This is a genomic window from Actinoplanes couchii, from assembly GCF_016862075.1.
Taxonomy (GTDB): Bacteria; Actinomycetota; Actinomycetes; order Mycobacteriales; family Micromonosporaceae; genus Actinoplanes; species Actinoplanes couchii.
The window spans coordinates 13,706-33,772 of sequence record NZ_BOMG01000124.1 but is presented as its reverse complement, the minus strand read 5'-3'; the positions used below and the strand labels follow the sequence as shown (position 1 = coordinate 33,772).

Below are 20,067 nucleotides of genomic sequence, written 5' to 3'. Positions count from 1 at the left end.
CCTCGCCGCTACCGTCGGCTGACCTCACCGGCACACCGACCCCGCTCCACGCGTCCCGGAGGACGAAGTTGCCGCTGCTCTACTCGTTCGGCAAGCTCACGCTCGGCCCGATCCTGATGGCCGGTTGGCAGCCGCACGTCGAAGGCATCGAGCACGTCCCGGAGACCGGGGGCGCGATCTTTGCCAGCAACCACCTGTCCGTCTCCGACGAGCTCTTCCTCGCCGCTGTGGTCGACAGGCACCTGGCGTTCTGGGCCAAATCCGACTACTTCACCGGCACCGGCCTCAAGGGCGTCTTCTTCCGCCAGCTGATGGGCGCGGTCGGCGCCATCCGGGTCGAGCGGGCCGGCGGCCGAGCCGCCCTCACCGCCTTCGACGCCGCGATCCCCGCGTTGCGCGCCGGTGACGCGGTCGCCGTCTACCCCGAGGGCACCCGCTCACCCGACGGCCGGCTCTACCGCGGCCGCACCGGCGTGGCCCGCCTGGCCGTCGCTGCCGGCGTCCCGATCATCCCGGTCGGCGTCACCGGCACCGAGAAGGTCCAGCCCATCGGCCAGCTCTACCCGAGCCCGATGCGCGGCGTGATCAACATCAAGTTCGGCAAACCGATCGAGACCACCGGCCGCTCCGACGACCGGCACGCGCTGCGCGAGCTCACCGACCAGGTGATGACCGACATCCAGCGGCTCACCGGGCAGGAGTACATCCCGCGGTACGCCCCCAAACGCCCGGACCAGACCTGACCTTTTCCGGTACGCCTACACCTCCCGCCGAACCACACCTCCCGTGGTGGCGACGCGAGGTGGGCGGATGGTTCCGGCCACCCCGCGACCGCCGGGCGGATGCGGTGGTCAGACCAGCGGACTGGTCGTGGTCAGCACCCGGGTCCGGAGCTCGGCGACCAGCTCGGCGCTCTCGGCCACGTTGCGGCGGGTCAGCAGGACCGTGGCCAGACTGCCGTGGTCGGCCCAGGCGCAGGCGACCACCGACGTGCCGTCCAGCCGGCCGGTGCCGCACTGCTGGTGCACACCGAACACGCCGGTCTCGACGGGCCGCACGTCCGTCAGCTTCAGCGAGCCGGCCAGCCGGGCCAGCTGGGACTCGACGTCCGAGCCGGGGGTCAGCCGTAGCCCGGTCACCCCGAAGACGGTGACCCGCTTGCCCTTCCCGTCGCCGTAGATCCCGGCGAACGTGTCGGTGCCCGAACCGGCCTCCTGCAACTGCTCGGCCAGCTTCTGTGCCGCCTGCCGCCCGGCCGCGGTGTCCCGCAGCGTCAGGTCGGAGAAGTCGTCCGGCAGGATCGCGGTCACCGGGTACTGGTTCAGCACCGGGATGTGCGGCTGGACGTACGGGCCGACGGTGAACAGCGCGATCACCACCGCCACGACCAGGACCAGCCGGCGGAACCGGCGCCGCTTCCGCGGCGGCGGCGGAGTCCACGGCCGGGCGGCCGGTCGCGGCTGGACCGGGATCCGCGGCGGCGCGGCCGTCTCCGGCGCGGGCTTGCGCCGCCACGACCGCAGTTTCGCGGGCGTCTCGGCGACGGCCTGCCGGCTCTTCTCCGCGGCCTGCCGGCCCTTGTCGCCCGCCTGCTGCCCGAGGGTGCCGGCCTGCTGGCTCCAGGAGCGCAGCCGCTCCGGCGCCTCGGTCGCGGCCTGCCGGCCGGTCTCGGCGGCCCGCTGCCCCCACACCTGCCACTTCGGGCGGACCCGCGGCGGCAGGCCGGTGCCCCCGGCCGGCGGCGGGTAGGTCCCGGCCGGCGGGCCGACGGGCGGGGCCGGTGCCGGGGGTGCCGGCGGTGCCGGGGCCGGGTTGACCGGCTCACGCGCGGCGGCCGCGGCCTCCTTGCGCAGGCGCTCGGTCTCACGCTTGACCCGCTCGAGCAGGGACGGCCGCGCCGGCTCGGCAGCCGGCTCGGACGGAGCGGGCGTGGCGGCCGGGGCGGTCTCGAACAGCGTCCGGTCGGCGCCGGCCGGCTCGGTCTCGAACAGGGTCCGGTCGGCGGCACCGGCACCAGCGGCGGCGGCGCGCGACGGGGCCGGGGACGGGCTGGTCTCGAACAGGGTCCGCTCGGCCGGGCCGTCGAAGAGGGTGGGGTCGGCGGCCGGCGTGGTCCAGGCGGCCGGCCAGGCCGGAGTGTCCTGATCGGCCCACGGATCGACGGCGGGCACCGTGGTGCGGTCGTCGACGTCGGTGCCCTGCCCCTCCGTACCGGCAAACCGGTCTCTGACCCGGGACCATCGTGAGCGGCGCGGCCCACCCCGAGCCGGGACCGGCGCCGCCCCGCTCCACCGGCCGGGAAGAGCCGCGGTCGGTGGCTCCCCTTCGCCTGCTCCGGCGTTTCGGGTGGGGTCGGACATTCCGGCGGCCGTGGTGTTGTCGCCCGGCTGCTGGTCAGCCATGAATTCGATCTCCTCCCGCAATCCCGGACATGAGACTCCTTTCCCAGGTTAGGCCGGGTGCGCCACTGGGACGGGGTGGCCGGAGGGAGACAGCGGACACGAATGGCGGACAAGGAGGGCGTCGTGCGAAACGCTCCGGAGTCGTATGGTTACCCGGACCCGGCATCGATCGGCTCGAAAGCGCCGCTTCATGCTCCGGGTCACTATCCGGGTGTGCGACACATCATTCGCGTGCAGGAAGGGAGGGGCGCTCCCTCGGGCCGCAGCATGCCCGGGTGTGCGCCACGATCGCATGAGTACGAAGCAGAGAAACGCCGTGACGATCTCGGGCAACGCGGCCGGACGTCCGATGTTGTTCGCTCACGGGTACGGCTGCGACCAGAACATGTGGCGTTTCGTCACGCCCGCCTTCCAGGACACGCACCGGATCGTCCTCTTCGATCACATCGGTAACGGCAAGTCGGACCTGTCGGCCTACCGCGACTCCCGGCACGGTTCGCTGGCGGGTTACGCCGAGGACGTGCTGGACATCGTCCGCGAACACGACCTGCGCGACGTGATCTTCGTCGGCCACTCGGTCAGCTCGATGATCGGCGTGATCGCCGCGGTCAAGGAGCCGGACCGGTTCGGCGGGATCGTGATGGTCGGCCCCTCCCCGCGGTACATCGACGACGAAGCGGCCGGTTACGTCGGCGGCTTCAGCCGGGAGGACATCGACGGGCTGCTGGAGTCGCTGGACAGCAACTACCTGGGCTGGTCGAGCGCGATGGCCCCGGTGATCATGGGCAACCCGGACCGGCCCGAGCTGGGCGAGGAGCTGACGAACAGCTTCTGCGCCACCGACCCGGAGATCGCCAGGAAGTTCGCCAAGGTCACGTTCCTCTCCGACAACCGCTCCGACCTGCCGAGACTGCGCGTCCCCTCGCTCATCCTGCAGTGCTCGGACGACGTCATCGCACCCACCGTGGTCGGTGAGTACGTCCACAAGAACACTCCGGACAGCACGTTCACCACACTCAACGCGACCGGGCACTGCCCGAATCTGAGTGCCCCGCAGGAGACTGTTGACGCGATCAAGTCCTGGTTGTAGACAGCGGGCATGATCGGCGGAGCAGTGACGTGAGTGAATCTGGCGTGCCGGACGTGACACAAGAGTTGCGACTACCCTGGGACGACGATCCCGAAGACCTGTACGAGCATGCGCCGTGCGGGTACCTGACGACGCTCCCGGACGGCACCATCGTCCGGGTCAACGAGACCTTCCTGGCCTGGACCGGTTACGTCCGGGCCGACCTGATCGGTCACAAACGGTTCCGCGACCTGCTGACTCCGGGTGACCAGATCTACCACGAGACCCATTACGCGCCGTTACTGGCGATGCAGGGTGAGGTGCACGAGATCGCCCTCGAGGTGGTCCGGCCGGACAAGCGCCGGCTGCCCACCCTGGTCAACTCGGTGCTGGAGCGTGGCCCGACCGGGTCACCCCGGATCATCCGGACCATGGTCTTCAACGCCTCCGAGCGGCGCCGGTACGAGAAGGAGCTGCTGCACGCCCGGCGCGCCGCCGAGGCGTCCGAGCAGCGGGTCCAGGTGCTGCAGCAGATCGTGGCCGACCTGGCCGCCGCCCCGACGGTGGCCGAGGTCGCCGAGGCCGTGGTCCGTGCCCCGGAACCGGCGTTCCAGGCCACCAGCACCAGCATCTACCTGGTCGACGCCGAGCGGGACCAGATCGTCGCGGTCGCCTCCACCGACCCGACCACCGGCAACTGGGACGACATGCCCCGCTCGTCGACCCGGGCGGTGGCCGAGGTGGCCCGGCGCGGCGACCTGCACGTGGTCGGCACGGTGGCCGAGGCCGAGGAGCACTTCCCGGACCTGGCCGAGTCGATGCGCCGCTCCGAGCGCCGCAGCGTGGTGCTGCTGCCGCTGACCACCGGGCCGGCCGAGGGCGAGACCGGCATCACCGTGCTGGGCGTGCTCGCGTTCAGCTTCCGTGACGAGCGCGGCCTCACCGACGGCGAACTGCGGATGATCCGTCTGCTCGGCCAGCAGGCCGGCCAGGCGCTGGACCGGGCCCGGCTCTACGACGACGTCCGGCGGCGTGAGGAACGGGCCTCGTTCATGGCCCGGACCATGCGGTCGATGGAGGTCGAGCACCGGCTGCTGCAGCGGGCCCGCCGGCTGGTCGAGCGGATGGTCGCGGAGATCGCCGACTGGGCGCTGGTACGGCTCCAGGTGGGCCCGGCCGGTGTGGTCGAGTACCACGGCAGCCCGGCACCGGACCAGGCGAAACTCGACGTCCGGACGGCCGCGGCGATCAAGTCGGGCGAGCCGGTCTTCGCCACCGACGGCGACGGACTCGGCTGTACCGTCCTGCCGCTCACCGTCCGCGGCACCGTGCTGGGCACGCTCGCCGTCCGGATGGCCCCGGACCGCCGCGGTGTCGAGGCCGAGCGCAAGTTCCTGATCGATCTGGCCGACCGGTCCGCCCTGGCCCTGGAGAACGCCCGCCTCTACGAGCAGGAACGGGCCATCGCCCGGACCCTGCAGCGCAGCCTGCTCGCCGACTCGGTGCCCGGCTCCGACCCGCGGTTCGCGGTGGAGACCCACTACCAGGCCGCCGCACAGGACATGGAGGTCGGCGGCGACTGGTACGACGCCTTCCTGATCACCGCGAACAAGCTGGCCGTGGTGGTCGGCGACGTGGTCGGGCGCGGCATCGAGGCGGCCACCACGATGGGCCAGCTGCGCAGCGCGATCCGGGCGCTGGCCTCGGCGGAGAACGGGCCGGCCCGGCTCCTGGAAGGACTGGACCGGTTCTGCGACCGGGTCGACGCGGCCCGGATGGCGACCGTGGTCTACGCCGAGATCGACCTGCTCAGCAGCGAGGTGGCGTACGCCTGCGCCGGTCACCTGCCGCCGCTGCTGTACGAGCCGGCCGGCTCCCCGCAATACCTGCTGCAGGCCCGCTCGGCGCCGATCGGCTCCCGGGCCGGTGACCGCCGCCGGGTCGAGCACCGGATGCGCCTGGCCGCCGGCAGCCGCCTGCTGCTCTACACCGACGGCCTGATCGAGCGCCGCAACCGGGGCATCGACCAGGGCTTCGAGATCCTGGCCCGGGAGTACGCCCGGATGCGCGACGCCCCGCTCAAGGGCCTGGCCGCCGGGCTCGCCGACACCCTGGTCGGCAAGGACCACGGCGACGACGTGTGCATGCTCTGCCTCACCCTCGGCACCGAGGAACGGCTGGAACGCTCGATCGGCGCCGACCCGCTGCAGATCGCCCTGCTGCGCGCCGACATGCGCGGCTGGCTGGCCGGGCACGGGGTGGAGACCGAATGCCTGAACGCGGTGCTGCTGGCCTGCTCCGAGGCGGTGGCGAACTCGATCGAGCACGGCTACCGGGACGACCCGTTCGGGGTGGTCGACGTGTGCGCCACGATCAGCCCGGAGACGGTCGAGATCCGGGTCGCCGACCGGGGCGGCTGGCGCGGGCCGGGCAACGACTTCGCCCGGGGCCGCGGCCTGCAGCTGATCTACGAGTCGATGGACGAGGTGGCCTTCGACCGAGGCGACGACGGAACCAGAGTGACGATGCGCAGGCATCGGGGGGACAACCATGACTGATCAGTGGGTCAGCTTCTCCCGGCGCGGGGTGGCCGAACTCGTCCACCTCAAGGGTGAGATCGACCTGGCGAACGCCAACGACATCGGCCGGGCCATCGTGGCGCGCACCACCACGGCCGACGCGGTGGTGATCGACCTGACCGCGGTCTCGTTCCTGGACAGCGCCGGGGTGCGGCTGCTCGACTTCATCGTCGGCGACCTGGACGACCGGGGGAAACCGATCCGTCTGGTCGTCGGCGAACGGGGACCCGCCCGGATGACTCTGCAGCTCTGCGCCTTCCGCACTGACCTGCTGGCCACCGACCTGGAGAAGGCGGCGACGGAACTGGGCCGTTAGCCTCTACCGGTCTCGCGTACGCTGGGCACCCATGAGCGTCAGTTCCGTCTTCCCGCAGCTCGAGCAGCTCCTTCCCCGGGTCAGCAAACCGATCCAGTACGTGGGCGGCGAACTCGGTGCCGTCGTCAAGGACTGGGACGACACGACCGTCCGGTGGGCACTGATGTACCCGGACGCGTACGAGGTCGGTCTGCCCAACCAGGGCGTGCAGATTCTGTACGAGGTGCTGAACGAGCAGGAGGACGTGCTCGCCGAGCGCACCTACTCGGTCTGGCCGGACCTCGAGGCGCTCATGAAGGAGAACGGCGTCCCGCAGTTCACCGTCGACGCGCACCGGCCGGTGAAGGCGTTCGACGTCTTCGGGCTGTCGTTCGCCACCGAGCTGGGCTACACCAACATGCTCAGCGCGCTGGACCTGGCCGGCATCCCGATGGAGAGCGCCGACCGGGACGTGACACACCCGATCGTGCTCGCCGGCGGGCACGCCAGCTTCAACCCGGAGCCGATCGCCGACTTCATCGACGCCGCCGTTCTCGGTGACGGCGAGGAGGCGGTCCTGGAGATCACCGGGATCATCCGGGACTGGAAGGCCGAGGGCTGCCCGGGCGGGCGCGACGAGATCCTGCTGCGCCTGGCCCGGACCGAGAGCATCTACGTGCCCCGGTTCTACGACGTGGACTACCTGCCCGACGGCCGGATCCAGCGAGTCGTGCCGAACCGGCCGGACGTGCCGTTCCGGGTCGCCAAGCGGACCACGATGGACCTGGACGCGTGGCCGTACCCGAAGAAGCCGCTGGTCCCGCTGGCCGAGACGGTGCACGAGCGGTACGCCGTGGAGATCTTCCGCGGTTGTACCCGGGGCTGCCGGTTCTGCCAGGCCGGCATGATCACCCGCCCGGTGCGGGAGCGGTCGATCACCACGGTCGGCCAGATGGTCAAGGAGGGCCTGGAGTTCTCCGGTTACAGCGAGGTCGGTCTGCTCTCGCTCTCCAGCGCCGACCACTCCGAGATCGGTGACATGTGCTCCGGCCTGGCCGAGCAGTACGCCGACACCAACGTGTCGCTGTCGCTGCCGTCCACCCGGGTCGACGCGTTCAACATCGACCTGGCCCAGGAGCTGTCCCGCAACGGGCGGCGCACCGGTCTCACCTTCGCCCCCGAGGGCGGCTCGGAACGGATCCGCAAAGTCATCAACAAGATGGTGACCAAGGAGGACCTGATCCGGACCGTCGTCACGGCGTACACGAACGGCTGGCGGCAGGTGAAGTTGTACTTCATGTGCGGTCTGCCCAGCGAGACCGACGAGGACGTCCTGGAGATCGCCGAGATGGCGCACGAGGTGATCCGGGCCGGCCGCGCGGCCGCCGGCACCAAGGACATCCGCTGCACGGTGTCGATCGGCGGGTTCGTGCCCAAGCCGCACACCCCGTTCCAGTGGGCGCCGATGGAGCGTCCCGAGGTCATCGACGCCCGGCTCAAGATGCTCAAGAACGCGATCAACAGCGACCGTTCGCTCGGCCGCGCGATCGGGTACCGCTACCACGACGGCGAGCCGTCACTCATCGAAGGCCTGCTGTCCCGCGGCGACCGTCGCGTCGGCAAGGTCATCCGCCGGGTCTGGGAGAAGGGCGGCCGTTTCGACGGCTGGTCCGAGCACTTCTCCTACTCCCGCTGGGTCGAGGCCAGCACCGAGGTGCTCCCCGAGTTCGGGGTGGACCTGGACTGGTTCACCACCCGCGAGCGCGAGGAGCTGGAGGTCCTGCCCTGGGACCACCTGGACTCCGGCCTGGACAAGGACTGGCTCTGGCAGGACTGGCAGGACTCGATGAGCGAGTACGAGCAGGACGACTGCCGCTGGACCCCGTGTTTCGACTGTGGCGTCTGCCCGTCGATGGACACCGAGATCCAGATCGGCCCGACCGGCAAGAAACTGCTTCCCCTGACCCCCGTGACGAACCTGCGGGTCCCTGCTTAGGAGAACGAGATTCCCCCGAAGAACCAGCCCGTCGGCGGACAGGCCCCGGTCGTCCAGCGGATCCGGATCCGGTACGCGAAACGTGGCCCACTGCGTTTCACCTCACACCGGGACTTCGCCCGCGCGTTCGAGCGGGCTCTGCTCCGTGCCGCCGTGCCGATCGCCTTCTCCCAGGGCTTCAGCCCGCACCCGAAGATCTCGTACGCCAGCGCCGCCCCGACCGGGGTCGGCAGTGAGGCCGAGTACCTGGAGATCGGCCTGCAGCGGGAGGTGGACCCGGCCGAGCTGAAGGTCGCCCTGGACGCCGCGCTCTCCCCGGGCCTGGACGTGCTGGAGGCGGTGCTCGCGGAGCCGGGCGGCGGCAGTCTCGCCGACCGGATCGACGCCTCGCACTGGCGCCTGGAGCTGCCCGGTGTGGAACCGGCAGTGGCGGCGGAGGCCGTGGCCGCGTTCCTGGCGGCGCCGGAGGTGCTGGTCGAGCGCATGACCAAGCAGGGCCGCCGCAGTTTCGACGCCCGCGCCGCGGTCTTCCGGTGCGCGATGACAGATGAGCCGGACCTACCTTCCGGGGCCGTTGCGGTACCGTGTGCGATAATCGACCTTGTCGTACGGCAGGTGATTCCCGCCGTTCGGCCCGATGACGTCCTCTCCGGTCTGCGTGTGGTGGCCGGCCTGGAGCCGCCGGTGCCCCCACGGGTGACCCGGCTGGCCCAGGGCACACTCACCGCGCAGGGGGAGATCGTCGATCCGTTGGACGCGGATCACGTAGGGGCGTCAGCATCGGAGAGCGCCAGCCGGTAATGCCCGGCCGGTGTTCGTTCGGACTTGTTTCAACCCGGCATCGCGCCGAAGACCAAAGGTCCGTTGACCGGCGCCGGGTTGAAAATGGTTCACCTGGCAGACTTCGGTAAGCCCGGCCCAACTTCGGCCGGGCCCGAAAAACTTTGCAGCGACCCTGCGTGGCAGCGCTCACCCGCGCCCGGGGTCGCCGAGAACTGGAGAGCGCCCCATGCTCGATAACGAGCCCCCAGCCAACTCGGGAGAACAGGGCGGAGCTGTGACGCCGCCCGCGGACGCCACCGGCACCACCCCGGTCCGCCGGACCCGGGCACCGCGCCGTAAAGCGGCTGCTCCCGCGCCGGAGAGTGCGGTCGTCGACGCGACCGCCGCTGCCGCCGATTCTCCCGCCGCGCCCGAGCCGGTCGCGGAGACCGCCGAGGCGCCGGCCGCGCCTGTGAAGAAGGCCACCCGGGCCCGCCGGAAGAAGGTCGAGCCCGAGGCGGTGGCTTCCGCCGACGCCGGTCCGGCCGCTGAGGTCGCTGACGCCGGTCCGGCCGCTGAGGTCGCTGACACCCCGGTCGCGCCGGTGAAGAAGGCCACCCGGGCCCGCCGGAAGAAGGTCGAGCCGCAGCCCTCGCTGCTGGACGCCCCGGCTGAGGACCCGACCCCCGCCGACGTGCCGGTCGAGGTCGCCGTGGCCCCGGCCGTCGCGGCTCCGACTGCCGGGTCCTCGGCCGCTGCGACTCCGACCGCCGTGTCCTCGGCCGCCGTGGCCGACAAGGCTGTGGCCGAGGAGACCGTCGAGGAGGAGGACGAGGCCGCCCTCATCGAGGACGCCGCTGTGGAGGCCGCCTCCGCGGCCCGCGCCGCCGGTGTCCCGGTGGTCGGTGTCCTGCCGCTCGACGACGACTTCGTGGAGGAGCAGCCGGCCCGCCCGTCCCGGGCCCGCCGGGCCGCCCTGCCGCCCGCCGTGCTGTTCATGCCGCCGGAGGCCACCGAGGCCGCGGCCACGACGGCTCCGGCCCGCCGCCGCCGGGGTGTCGCCGAGACCCCGGAGACCGTGGAGGCCGAGGCCACCGCGCCGGCTACGCGTCGCCGCCGGGGTGCCGCCGCCGAGACCCCGGAGACCGCCGAGACCGAGGTCACCGCACCCGCGTCGCGTCGTCGTCGTGGTGTCGTGGCCGAGACGACGCCGGCCGCCGTCGCCGAGACCCCGGTGGATGCCGGGACACCGGAGACCGAGGCCGTCGCCGAGCAGCCCGCCGCCGAGGAACCGGCCGAGGGCACCCGCCGCAGCCGCCGCCGTCGCCGGGGCGCCGCCGAGGAGCCGGCCGAGGCCGTGGTCACCGAGACCGAGCCGGTCCTGGAGGAGCCCGACGAGAGCGCCGACGACGTCGAGGACGGCGAAGGCGACGAGAACGACGACGACGAGGACGGTGCCGCCGGGCGCCGTCGCCGCCGCCGTGGCCGCCGGGGCCGGGGCCGGGGCAAGGGCCCGTCCGACGAGGCCGAGGACGGCGACTCCGACGAGAACGAGTCCGAGGACGGCGCCGAGGCGTCCGCCGAGGACGGCGACGACGAGGAGGAGTCCGAGGACGGCGAGGGCGACGGTGTCACCCGCCGTCGTCGCCGGCGCCGCCGCAAGGGCTCCAGTGGTGACGGCGAGACCGGTGGCATCGAGGACGGCGTGCACACGGTGGTCCGGGTGCGCGAGCCCCGTCGTACCTCCGACGAGGTGCAGGGTGTCTCCGGTTCGACCCGGCTCGAGGCCAAGCGCCAGCGCCGCCGGGACGGCCGGGAGCAGCGCCGGACCCGCCCGCCGATCCTGAGCGAGTCGGAGTTCCTGGCCCGCCGCGAGGCGGTGGACCGGGTGATGGTCGTGCGGCAGAAGGCCGACCGGACCCAGATCGCGGTTCTCGAGGACGGCATCCTGGTCGAGCACTACGTGTCCCGGACGACGTCCGGCACCATGGTCGGCAACGTCTACCTCGGCAAGGTGCAGAACGTGCTGCCGAGCATGGAGGCCGCGTTCGTCGACGTCGGCCGGGGCCGCAACGCCGTGCTGTACGCCGGTGAGGTCAACTGGGACGCCACCGGGCTGGAGGGCCGGGCCCGCTCGATCGAGCAGGCGCTGCGCTCCGGCGACTCGGTGCTGGTCCAGGTCACCAAGGACCCGATCGGTCACAAGGGCGCCCGGCTGACCAGCCACATCGCGCTCTCCGGCCGGCACCTGGTCTACGTGCCGAACGGCAACGCCTCCGGGATCAGCCGCAAGCTGCCGGACAACGAGCGCAAGCGGCTCCGCGACATCCTGAAGAAGCTGGTCCCGGACGGTGCGGGCGTGATCGTCCGGACCGCGGCCGAGGGCGCCAGCGAGGACGAGCTGGCCCGTGACGTCAAGCGGCTGCAGGCGCAGTGGGAGGACATCCAGGCCCGGGCGACCGAGGGCAACGCCCCGCGGGCCCTGTCCGAGGAGCCCGACCTGGTCATCCGGGTGGTCCGGGACCTCTTCAACGAGGACTTCCGGGACCTGGTGGTCCAGGGCGAGCAGGCGTACGCCGAGATCGAGAACTACCTGGAGTCGGTCTCCCCGGACCTGGTGGAGCGGCTGCGGCGGCACACCGGTACCCAGGACGCCTTCGCCGAGTGGCGGATCGACGAGCAGATCATGAAGGGGCTGGACCGCAAGGTCTTCCTCCCGTCCGGTGGCCACCTGGTGATCGACCGTACCGAGGCGATGACCGTGGTCGACGTCAACACCGGTAAGTACACCGGCGCGGGCGGCAACCTGGAGGAGACGGTCACCCGCAACAACCTGGAGGCGGCCGAGGAGATCGTGCGCCAGCTGCGGCTGCGCGACCTCGGTGGCATCGTGGTGATCGACTTCATCGACATGGTGCTGGAGAGCAACCGCGAGCTGGTGCTGCGGCGGCTCACCGAGTGCCTGGGCCGGGACCGGACGAAACACCAGGTCACCGAGATCACCTCGCTCGGCCTGGTGCAGATGACCCGGAAACGGATCGGCGCCGGCCTGCTCGAGGTGTTCAGCGAGAACTGCGACCACTGCAAGGGCCGCGGGCTGATCGTCCACCCGGAGCCGGTGCCGGAGAAGCGGTCGAACGGCAGCGGCAACAGCAACGGCAGCGGTGGCGGCGCCGGAACCCAGGTGAAGGCGGTCGCCGCGGCGGTGCGCACCGAGGCTCCGGTCCAGCAGCAGCCGCAGACGCAGACGTCGTCGCGGTCGCGGCGTCGTCGCGGTGGTGCCGAGAACACGCCGGTGGCCGTGGAGGCCGTCGAGGTCGCCGAGCCCACGGTGGTGGAGGAGGCCGGACCGGTCGCCGAGATCGCCGCGGTGCCGCCGGTGGCCGAGGCCCCGGTGGCCGAGACACCCGTGGTGGCGCCGCCTGTGGTGGTGCCACCGGTGGTGGACGTGCAGGTGGTGGAGGTGCCGGTGACCCCGGCGGCTCCGGTCGCGGGTTCCGGGATCGTGCGGCGTGTGCAGCCGGCGGTGACCACCTCGGACGACGACGAGTACGACATGAGCGGCTACGACCTGTCGCGGTACGACACCCCGGCCTACGACCCGCCGGCCGCCGAGACGAACGGTGTGAACGGGGCGGAGGCCGAGCCGATGCGGCTGGTCAGCGCCGACGACCCGGACGCGGCCGACGATGACGAGGACGAGGACGACGACGTGGTGGGCGCCGGAACGGGCACCCGCCGCCGGTCGCGCCGGGGCGGCGCGAGGCGGCGTACCCGGCCCTGAGCAGTGTGAATCCGGCCCGGCAGTTAACTGTGAAGAAAGTTAACTGCCGGGCCGTTTTTTCGGTTACCCTCGGCGGCATCGATCCCCGTGCCCCCGAGGAGACCGGCCATGCGCACGCCCGCCCTTGTCACGGTGGCGATCGTCACCACGTTCCTGACCGGCTGCACCAGCGGTCCGGCCGCCGGAGGAGACGTGCCGGCCGCGGGTGAGAGCCGTGGGGGAGTGGTGAACGCGACGCCCGCGGTGGGGCCGGGCACGTCGGCCGCCGCGGCCGCGGAAGAACGGACCGAGGCGCCCACCGATGCCGGGCTCTCCGCGGACACCGAGGCCATCTGTGCTCAGGCCGGCCGTAGTGCGGACGGCTTCGAGAAGACCCTCGCCGAGGACCGGGAACTGTTGGCCCAGGTGGCCGGCGAGAGTGCCGAGGCGAAGGCCCGGGCCAAGGAGAAGGCGGCTCGCGACGTGGCGAACTTCTCCTACGCCCTGCTCGACATGTCGGAGTTGGCGGGTGATCCCGGTCTGAAGAAGGCGCTCGCCGCGATGGGGGCCGAGGTCAAAGGGCTCGACATCGCCGGGCTCGGCGGCAAGCGGCTGCAGAGCCTCCGGAGTACCCTGGACAAGGCCTGCGGGCGCGGGTGACGGCCCTGGTTTGGGCCTCGGGCCTGCCATGAAGTAGTCTTTCCGACGGCGCCTTTTCGGCGTGAGTCCGTGCGCGCTTCAGCAACACGACAAGCGGCGCCGGATCAGCAACATCCGCCAGCAGCCATGCGGCTGCGTAAGTCTCAGGGAGTCCGCGTCGATGTACGCGATCGTCAAGACCGGCGGCAAGCAGTACAAGGTTGCCGAGGGCGACGTGATCGAGGTTGAGAAGCTCGTGGGGCAGCCCGGCGACGCTCTGACCCTCGCCGCGATCCTCCTCGTCGACGGTGACAACCTGGTGACCGAAGCGGCCAAGCTTGCCAACGTTACGGTGTCCGGCGAGATCGCCGAGCACACCAAGGGTCCGAAGATCCGGATCCACAAGTTCAAGAACAAGACCGGTTACCACAAGCGCCAGGGGCACCGTCAGCCGCTGACCCGCGTCAAGGTCACCGGCATCAAGACCGGGAAGTAGGCGCGCCATGGCTCATAAAAAGGGTGCATCAAGCTCGCGTAACGGCCGTGATTCCGCCGCCCAGCGACTCGGTGTCAAGCGATTCGGTGGCCAGCTGGTCAACGCCGGCGAGATCCTGATCCGCCAGCGTGGCACGAAGTTCCACCCCGGCGACCTGGTCGGCCGTGGCGGCGACGACACGCTGTTCGCGCTCGCCACCGGCAACGTCCTGTTCGGCACCTCGCGCGGTCGCAAGACCGTCAGCATCGTGCCGGTCGCGTAGTAGTTTTTCTACAGCGGGCTGTGGACCCTCGGGTCCGCGGCCCGTTGTCGTTTTTCCGGGCCCGACGGGCGGTGAGTCGCGGTGCGGTTCGCGCCGAACTCACCCCGCATCAAGTAGGAGTCGTCAGTGACCACGTTCGTCGACCGGGTAGTGCTTCACCTCCAGGCGGGTGACGGCGGCCACGGGTGTTCCTCGGTGCACCGGGAGAAGTTCAAGCCGCTCGGCGGCCCGGACGGCGGCAACGGCGGGCACGGCGGCAGCATCACGCTCGTCGTGGACGCGCAGCAGCACACGCTGCTGGACTTCCACTTCCACCCGCACATCAAGGCCACCAACGGCGGCGGTGGCGCGGGCGCGAACCGGGACGGCGCGACCGGCCGTGACCTGGTGCTGAAGGTGCCGGACGGCACTGTCGTGCAGACCCAGGACGGCGAGGTGCTGGCCGACATGGTCGGCGCCGGCACCGAGTTCACCGTGGCCCGGGGTGGCCGGGGTGGCCGGGGCAACGCCTCGCTGGCCAACGCCCGCCGCAAGGTGCCGGGCTTTGCCGAGCTGGGCGAGCCGGGCGACGCGCTGGACGTGGTGCTGGAGCTGAAGAGCGTCGCCGACGTGGGCCTGGTCGGTTTCCCCTCGGCCGGCAAGTCGTCGCTGATCTCGGTGATGTCCGCGGCCAAGCCGAAGATCGCCGACTACCCGTTCACCACCCTGGTGCCGAACCTGGGTGTGGTGCAGGCCGGTGAGGTGATCTACACGATCGCCGACGTGCCGGGGCTGATCCCGGGGGCGGCCACCGGCAAGGGCCTGGGCATGCAGTTCCTGCGGCACATCGAGCGGACCTCGGTGCTGGTGCACGTGCTGGACGCGGCGGCGCCGGAGATCGAGCGTGACCCGCTGGCCGACCTGGACGCGATCGAGGCGGAGCTGTCCGCGTACGGCGGGCTGGAGGACCGGCCCCGGATCGTGGTGCTCAACAAGATCGACATCCCGGACGGGCGCGACCTGGCCGACATCGTCCGCCCCGACCTGGAGGCCCGTGGCTACCAGGTGTTCGAGGTCAGCGCGATGACCCGGGAGGGCCTGCGCGAGTTCGGGTTCGCCCTGGCCAAGGCGGTCGCCGACTTCCGCGCGGCCAAGCCGGTCGAGGAGGCCACCCGGGTCGTGATCCGCCCGCGCGCGGTCGACGACACCGGCTTCACGATCGAGCAGGACGAGGACGGCGTCTTCGTGGTCAAGGGCACCCAGGTCGAGCGCTGGGTGCGGCAGACCAACTTCGACAACGACGAGGCCATCGGCTTCCTCGGTGACCGGCTGGACCGGCTCGGTGTCGAGGCCGCGCTGGGCAAGGCGGGCGCCGTCTCGGGCAGCCCGGTCCGGATCGGTCAGCGGGAGTTCGACTGGGCGCCCAACGCCGGGGAGTACGTCTCCGGCCCGCGTGGCACCGACTCCCGCCTGGAGGAGCTGGACACCCGGCCGTCGGCGGCGCAGCGTCTCGCGGCTCGCAAGGCCCGCCGGATCCGCAACGAGGACGAGATGGTCCACATGGCGGCCGACGGTTCTATTACCACAGTGACCAACTCGCAGCTCCCCGTGCTGGTCAGTGATGAGGACGACACCGACGAATAGTCGGTCGGTCAGATCAGCGCAACCCGCCGGAAAGGGACGTCACCTAGAGTCACCTCCGTGCTGATCGAAATCCGTACCGCCCTGGACCCGGAGCTGGCCGCCCTGGTGACCGCTCAACAGCGAGAACTGGCCGATTCCGGTCGTCCGGCGGGACGAGTGTTCGAGCCGCACGATGACGTCCAGTATCTGGTCGGTGTGGTGAACGGCCGGGGTGTCGCGGTCGCCGCCTGGCAGGAGGCCGGGCCGGGCGGGGCCGAGATGCGCCGGATCTTCGTGCGCCCGGCGTTCCGCGGCCGCGGCCTGGCCCGCCAGCTGATCGTGGCGGTCGAGGAGGAGGCGCTCGCCGCGGGCCGCCCGTGGATCCGGCTGGAGCTGGAGTCCCGACAGATCGAGGCGATCGCCCTCTACCAGTCCTCCGGCTACCACCAGGTGCCCTCGGACGACCCGGCCCGGCTGCGGTTCGAGAAGAGGCTGCCCGCCTTAGTCCAGTAGGCCCAAGGCATCGCGGGTCCGCCGTACGACGGCAATCGCTCGTGGCCGGACGGCCGCGACCCCCGCCGCCAGGATCGAGCGGACGTGCCCGGGGTCGGCGGCCAGCTCGGCGTGCCGCGCCCGGATCGGCGTGAGTACCGCCTCCACCGCGTCGGTCGTCTCCCGCTTGAGCCTGCCGTAGGAGTGCGGATCGGACGGCGCCTGCCCGGAGCAGGCGGCCAGGATGTCGATCAGGTTGCTGACACCCGGCTGTTTTTCCTGGTCCCGCCGGACCTCGCCGATCTCGTCGGTGACCGCGCGGGCGATCACCTTACGCACCACCTCGGGCGGGTCGAGCAGCGCGATCCGCCCGGTTCCACCGCTCTTGCCCATCTTGGTGGTCGGCTCGGCCAGGTCCATCACCCGGGCCGCAGCCTCCGGGCGGACCCCCTCGGGCACCGTGAACGTCTCCCCGTAACGGGTGTTGAACCTGGTCGCGAGGGTGCGGGCGAGTTCCAGGTGCTGATTCTGGTCCTCGCCGACCGGCACCTGGAGGATGTCGTGGAGCAGGATGTCGGCGGCCATCAGCACCGGGTACGTCAGCAGGCTGAGCCGCACGTGACCGCCGCCCGCCGACTTCTCCTTGAACTGGATCATGCGGGCCGCTTCGCCGTACCCGGCCACACACTCCAGCAGGTAGTGCAGCTCGGTGTGCTCCGGGACCTGCGACTGCACGATGATCGGCGTGCGTTCCGGGTCGACACCGGCGGCCAGCAGGACGGTGGCCTGTTCGAGGGTGAGGGCGCGTACCCGCGCGGGGTCGTGGTCGACGGTCAGCGCGTGCAGATCGGCGATCATCGCGATCGACTCGGTGTGCCCCTGCGCCGCGATCAGCGGGCGCAGAGCGCCCAGCAGATTACCGAGATGCAGGTGGCCGGTGGGCTTGAAGCCGGTCAGGCGGCGGGTGGTCGTCATGGCGGGTCTCCCTTGTTCGCCGTACGAATGACCGACCGCACCGGGAGACACGAGTAATCAAAAACGGCCGCCCGATGTCGGACGGCCGCGGAAGTAATTCGCGCGTGTGAATGAGCCGCCCCGTCAGGGCAGCCACCACTTGCTGTTGTGCACGCGCATGAACCCAGCCTAACAGTGCCCGGCACCCGGGCGGCGCGCTCAAACCGGCATGATGGTCGGCATGCCCACCCTCACCCGTGCCGAAGCCGTCGAGCGAGCATCTCTCGTCGACGTCGAGGAGTACCATGTCGACCTGGATCTGACCGGTTCCGGAGACACCTTCCGATCACGTGCGGTGGTGCGTTTCCGCGCCCGCGCCGGTGCCGCCACCTTCCTGGAGTTCGAGCCCGTCGAGGTCGCCTCGATGACGCTCAACGGGGTGCCGGTCCCACCGGAGGCCTCGACGGGCACCCGCCTCGCGCTGACCGGTCTGGCCGACGTCAACGAGCTGGTCGTCGACGCCACGATGCGGTATCGCAACGACGGCGAGGGTCTGCACCGCTACGTCGATCCGGCCGACGGCAACACCTATCTCTACCAGCACATGTTCATCAACAACGCGGGCCGGGTGCTGCCCGCCTTCGACCAGCCCGACCTGAAGGCGGTCTTCCGGGTCAGCGTGACCGCGCCGGAGAGCTGGCTGGTCGCCACGAACGGCGCCCTGGTCTCCTCGGACGCCGGCCGCTGGGAGTTCGCCCCCACCAAGCGGATCTCCACCTACCTGGCCACGCTGATCGCCGGGCCGTACCACGCGGTCACCGCCGAGCACGACGGCATCCCGCTCGCGCTGTACGCGCGGGCCGCCCTCGCCGAGCACCTGGACGCGCAGGCGCCGGAGATCTTTGAGCTGACCCGGCAGTCGCTGGACCGGTTCCACGAGATGTTCGAGATCCGCTACCCGTTCGGGCACTACCAGCAGGCGTTCGCGCCGGAGTTCAACTTCGGCGCCATGGAGTACCCGGGCCTGGTCGTCTTCCGGGACGAGCTGATCCCCCGCTCGGCGGTCACCGAGACCGAGCGGGAGCGCCGGGCCAACATCATCGCCCACGAGATGGCCCACCAGTGGTTCGGCGACCTGGTCACCATGGCCTGGTGGGACGACCTGTGGCTGAACGAGTCGTTCGCCGAGTACCTGGGCTCCCGGGTCACCGCCGAGGCCACCCGGTTCACCGACGCGTGGACCACGTTCGCGATGCAGCGCAAGGCGTGGGGGCTGCGCGCCGACCAGCGCCCGTCCACCCACCCGGTCGCCCCGTCCGACGTGCGGGACACCGAGGAAGCGCTGCTCAACTTCGACGGCATCTCGTACGCCAAGGGCGCCGCCACCCTCAAGCAGCTGGTCGCGTGGCTGGGCGACGAGGCGTTCCTGGCCGGTCTCAACGACCACTTCAAGACGCACGCGTACGGCAACGCCACGCTCGCCGACCTGCTCGGGGCCCTCTCCAAGTCCAGTGGCCGGGACCTGTCCGGCTGGGCCGAGGTGTGGCTGCGCCGCGCCCAGGTCAACACCCTGCGCGCCGAGGTGACCCGGGACGGGGCGGACTACGCCGAGGTGGCAGTCGTGCAGACCGCCCCCGAGGGCTTCCCGACGCTGCGCCCGCACCTGATCGGGGTCGGGCTCTACGACCGGGCCGCCGACGGCCGGGTGGTCCTGCGGGCCCGCCACGAGGTCGAGCTGGACACCTCCGGGCGTACCGTGCTCGCCGATCTGGCCGGGCAACCCGCCGCCGACCTGCTGCTGCTCAACGACGGTGACCTGGCGTACGCGAAGATCCGTCTCGACGAGGACTCCGCGGCCGCCGTGCCGGCGCTGATGCCGCACCTGGACGACGCGCTGGCCCGCGCGGTGATCTGGGCGTCGGTCCTGGACTCGGTGGTGGACGGCGAGCGCCCGGTCGCCGAACTGGTCACCCTGGTGCTGACCGCGCTGCCGGTGGAGTCCGAGCCGTCCGTCGTCGAGGACATGCTGCGCACCACCCGGGGCCTGGTGGACAGGTACGCGACCGCGGAGGCCCGGCCGGCCGCCCTGGAACTGCTCGCGCAGGCCGCCGACCGGCTGCTCGCGGTCGTCCCGGCCGGTGACTCCCGGCAGCTCGTCGCCGCCCGCGGGCTGATCGGCGCCACCGTCGACACCGGCCGGCTGCGGAGCTGGCTGGCCGGTCAGGACGTGCCGGACGGGCTGACCGTCGACGCCGACCTGCGCTGGCTGATCCACTACCGGCTGGCGGTGCTCGGTGCGATCGGCGCCGACGTCATCGAGGCCGAGCGGGAGCGGGACCGCAGCGCCTCCGGCGAGCAGTGGGCCGTCCGCTGCCGGGCCGCCCTCCCGGACGCGAGCGCCAAGGAGGCCGCCTGGACCGCGATCGTCGCCGACGGCTCGCTCTCCAACCGGCTCGCCGACCTGACCGCCGCCGGTTTCTGGCAGCCGGAACAGGCCGAGCTGCTGGCGCCGTACGCCGAGCGCTACTTCACCGACATGCCGGGGATGATGCGGATCCGGAGCGGGATGAGCGCCGAGCGCATCGCGGTCACGGCGTACCCGGCGGTGATCGTCTCGGACCGGACCCGGCAGCTCGCCGCCGGGCTGCTGGCCGAGCCCGGCCTGCACCCGATCCTGCACCGGGTGGTGCTGGACGCCGACGACGACATGCGGCACGCCCTGACCGCCCGCGGCTGACCGGAATCGCCGTCCCGCC

General features: G+C 71.5%; 15 protein-coding genes. 13 read left to right on the top strand and 2 right to left on the bottom strand.

Annotated elements, in window-relative coordinates:
- The first annotated feature begins 68 nt into the window (after positions 1-68).
- Entirely contained in the window at positions 69-743 is a 675-nt protein-coding gene (locus Aco03nite_RS48365) for a lysophospholipid acyltransferase family protein (protein WP_203809191.1), read from the top strand.
- Positions 744-851: 108 nt separating this feature from the next.
- Here Aco03nite_RS48365 and Aco03nite_RS48360 read toward each other — a convergent pair whose 3' ends face one another.
- The gene (locus Aco03nite_RS48360; RefSeq protein WP_203809189.1) at positions 852-2,402 is read right to left on the bottom strand and encodes a hypothetical protein; all 1,551 of its coding nucleotides are present in this window, start codon (positions 2,400-2,402) and stop codon (positions 852-854) included.
- A gap of 316 nt (positions 2,403-2,718) precedes the next feature.
- Between Aco03nite_RS48360 and Aco03nite_RS48355 the strand changes: the two genes are divergently transcribed.
- From Aco03nite_RS48355 to Aco03nite_RS48305, 11 genes are all read left to right on the top strand, one after another.
- On the top strand, positions 2,719-3,492 hold the full coding sequence (locus Aco03nite_RS48355; protein ID WP_307837688.1) for an alpha/beta fold hydrolase: 774 nt from the start codon (positions 2,719-2,721) through the stop codon (positions 3,490-3,492).
- A 29-nt stretch (positions 3,493-3,521) separates the two neighbouring features.
- On the top strand, positions 3,522-6,029 hold the full coding sequence (locus Aco03nite_RS48350; RefSeq protein WP_239146046.1) for a SpoIIE family protein phosphatase: 2,508 nt from the start codon (positions 3,522-3,524) through the stop codon (positions 6,027-6,029).
- Complete coding sequence (locus tag Aco03nite_RS48345; protein WP_203809185.1) at positions 6,022-6,366, top strand: STAS domain-containing protein; 345 nt, start codon at positions 6,022-6,024, stop codon at positions 6,364-6,366. Before Aco03nite_RS48350 ends, Aco03nite_RS48345 begins: the two co-directional genes overlap by 8 nt.
- 31 nt (positions 6,367-6,397) lie before the next feature.
- Entirely contained in the window at positions 6,398-8,341 is a 1,944-nt protein-coding gene (locus tag Aco03nite_RS48340; protein WP_203809183.1) for a TIGR03960 family B12-binding radical SAM protein, read from the top strand.
- A 66-nt stretch (positions 8,342-8,407) separates the two neighbouring features.
- Positions 8,408-9,142, top strand: a complete 735-nt coding sequence (locus Aco03nite_RS48335; RefSeq protein WP_203809217.1) for a TIGR03936 family radical SAM-associated protein — start codon at positions 8,408-8,410, stop codon at positions 9,140-9,142.
- Between the two features lie 208 nt (positions 9,143-9,350).
- Positions 9,351-12,887 (top strand): Rne/Rng family ribonuclease, encoded by a 3,537-nt coding sequence (locus Aco03nite_RS48330; protein ID WP_203809181.1) that lies wholly within the window; start codon positions 9,351-9,353, stop codon positions 12,885-12,887.
- A gap of 108 nt (positions 12,888-12,995) precedes the next feature.
- Positions 12,996-13,526 carry a hypothetical protein gene (locus tag Aco03nite_RS48325; protein WP_203809179.1) on the top strand — a complete coding sequence of 177 codons (531 nt, stop codon included), beginning with the start codon at positions 12,996-12,998 and terminating at the stop codon, positions 13,524-13,526.
- Positions 13,527-13,686: 160 nt separating this feature from the next.
- Positions 13,687-14,001, top strand: coding sequence for a 50S ribosomal protein L21 (gene rplU, locus Aco03nite_RS48320; RefSeq protein WP_092547387.1), 315 nt, complete (start codon positions 13,687-13,689; stop codon positions 13,999-14,001).
- Positions 14,002-14,008: 7 nt separating this feature from the next.
- Positions 14,009-14,263, top strand: coding sequence for a 50S ribosomal protein L27 (gene rpmA, locus Aco03nite_RS48315; RefSeq protein ID WP_203809177.1), 255 nt, complete (start codon positions 14,009-14,011; stop codon positions 14,261-14,263).
- Between the two features lie 126 nt (positions 14,264-14,389).
- A complete protein-coding gene (obgE, locus tag Aco03nite_RS48310; protein WP_203809175.1) occupies positions 14,390-15,886 on the top strand; it encodes a GTPase ObgE in 1,497 nt (498 codons plus the stop codon).
- Between the two features lie 57 nt (positions 15,887-15,943).
- Entirely contained in the window at positions 15,944-16,378 is a 435-nt protein-coding gene (locus Aco03nite_RS48305) for a GNAT family N-acetyltransferase (protein ID WP_203809173.1), read from the top strand.
- Here the strand turns inward: Aco03nite_RS48305 and trpS are convergent.
- Positions 16,367-17,332, bottom strand: coding sequence for a tryptophan--tRNA ligase (gene trpS / locus Aco03nite_RS48300; protein WP_203809171.1), 966 nt, complete (start codon positions 17,330-17,332; stop codon positions 16,367-16,369). The two genes, Aco03nite_RS48305 and trpS, sit on opposite strands and share 12 nt — an antisense overlap.
- Before the next feature lie 220 nt (positions 17,333-17,552).
- Here trpS and pepN point away from each other — a divergent pair, with 220 nt between their 5' ends.
- Positions 17,553-20,048, top strand: a complete 2,496-nt coding sequence (pepN, locus tag Aco03nite_RS48295; RefSeq protein WP_203809169.1) for an aminopeptidase N — start codon at positions 17,553-17,555, stop codon at positions 20,046-20,048.
- The last annotated feature ends 19 nt before the right edge of the window (positions 20,049-20,067 follow it).

Bases quoted from the DNA above. Each gene is read 5' to 3' on its own strand.
- pepN (WP_203809169.1), top strand. From the start codon at position 17,553: ATGCCCACCCTCACCCGTGCCGAAGCCGTCGAGCGAGCATCTCTCGTC.
- rpmA (WP_203809177.1), top strand. From the start codon at position 14,009: ATGGCTCATAAAAAGGGTGCATCAAGCTCGCGTAACGGCCGTGATTCC.
- rplU (WP_092547387.1), top strand. From the start codon at position 13,687: ATGTACGCGATCGTCAAGACCGGCGGCAAGCAGTACAAGGTTGCCGAG.
- Aco03nite_RS48325 (WP_203809179.1), top strand. From the start codon at position 12,996: ATGCGCACGCCCGCCCTTGTCACGGTGGCGATCGTCACCACGTTCCTG.
- Aco03nite_RS48360 (WP_203809189.1), bottom strand. From the start codon at position 2,402: ATGGCTGACCAGCAGCCGGGCGACAACACCACGGCCGCCGGAATGTCC.
- Aco03nite_RS48330 (WP_203809181.1), top strand. From the start codon at position 9,351: ATGCTCGATAACGAGCCCCCAGCCAACTCGGGAGAACAGGGCGGAGCT.
- Aco03nite_RS48340 (WP_203809183.1), top strand. From the start codon at position 6,398: ATGAGCGTCAGTTCCGTCTTCCCGCAGCTCGAGCAGCTCCTTCCCCGG.
- trpS (WP_203809171.1), bottom strand. From the start codon at position 17,332: ATGACGACCACCCGCCGCCTGACCGGCTTCAAGCCCACCGGCCACCTG.
- Aco03nite_RS48345 (WP_203809185.1), top strand. From the start codon at position 6,022: ATGACTGATCAGTGGGTCAGCTTCTCCCGGCGCGGGGTGGCCGAACTC.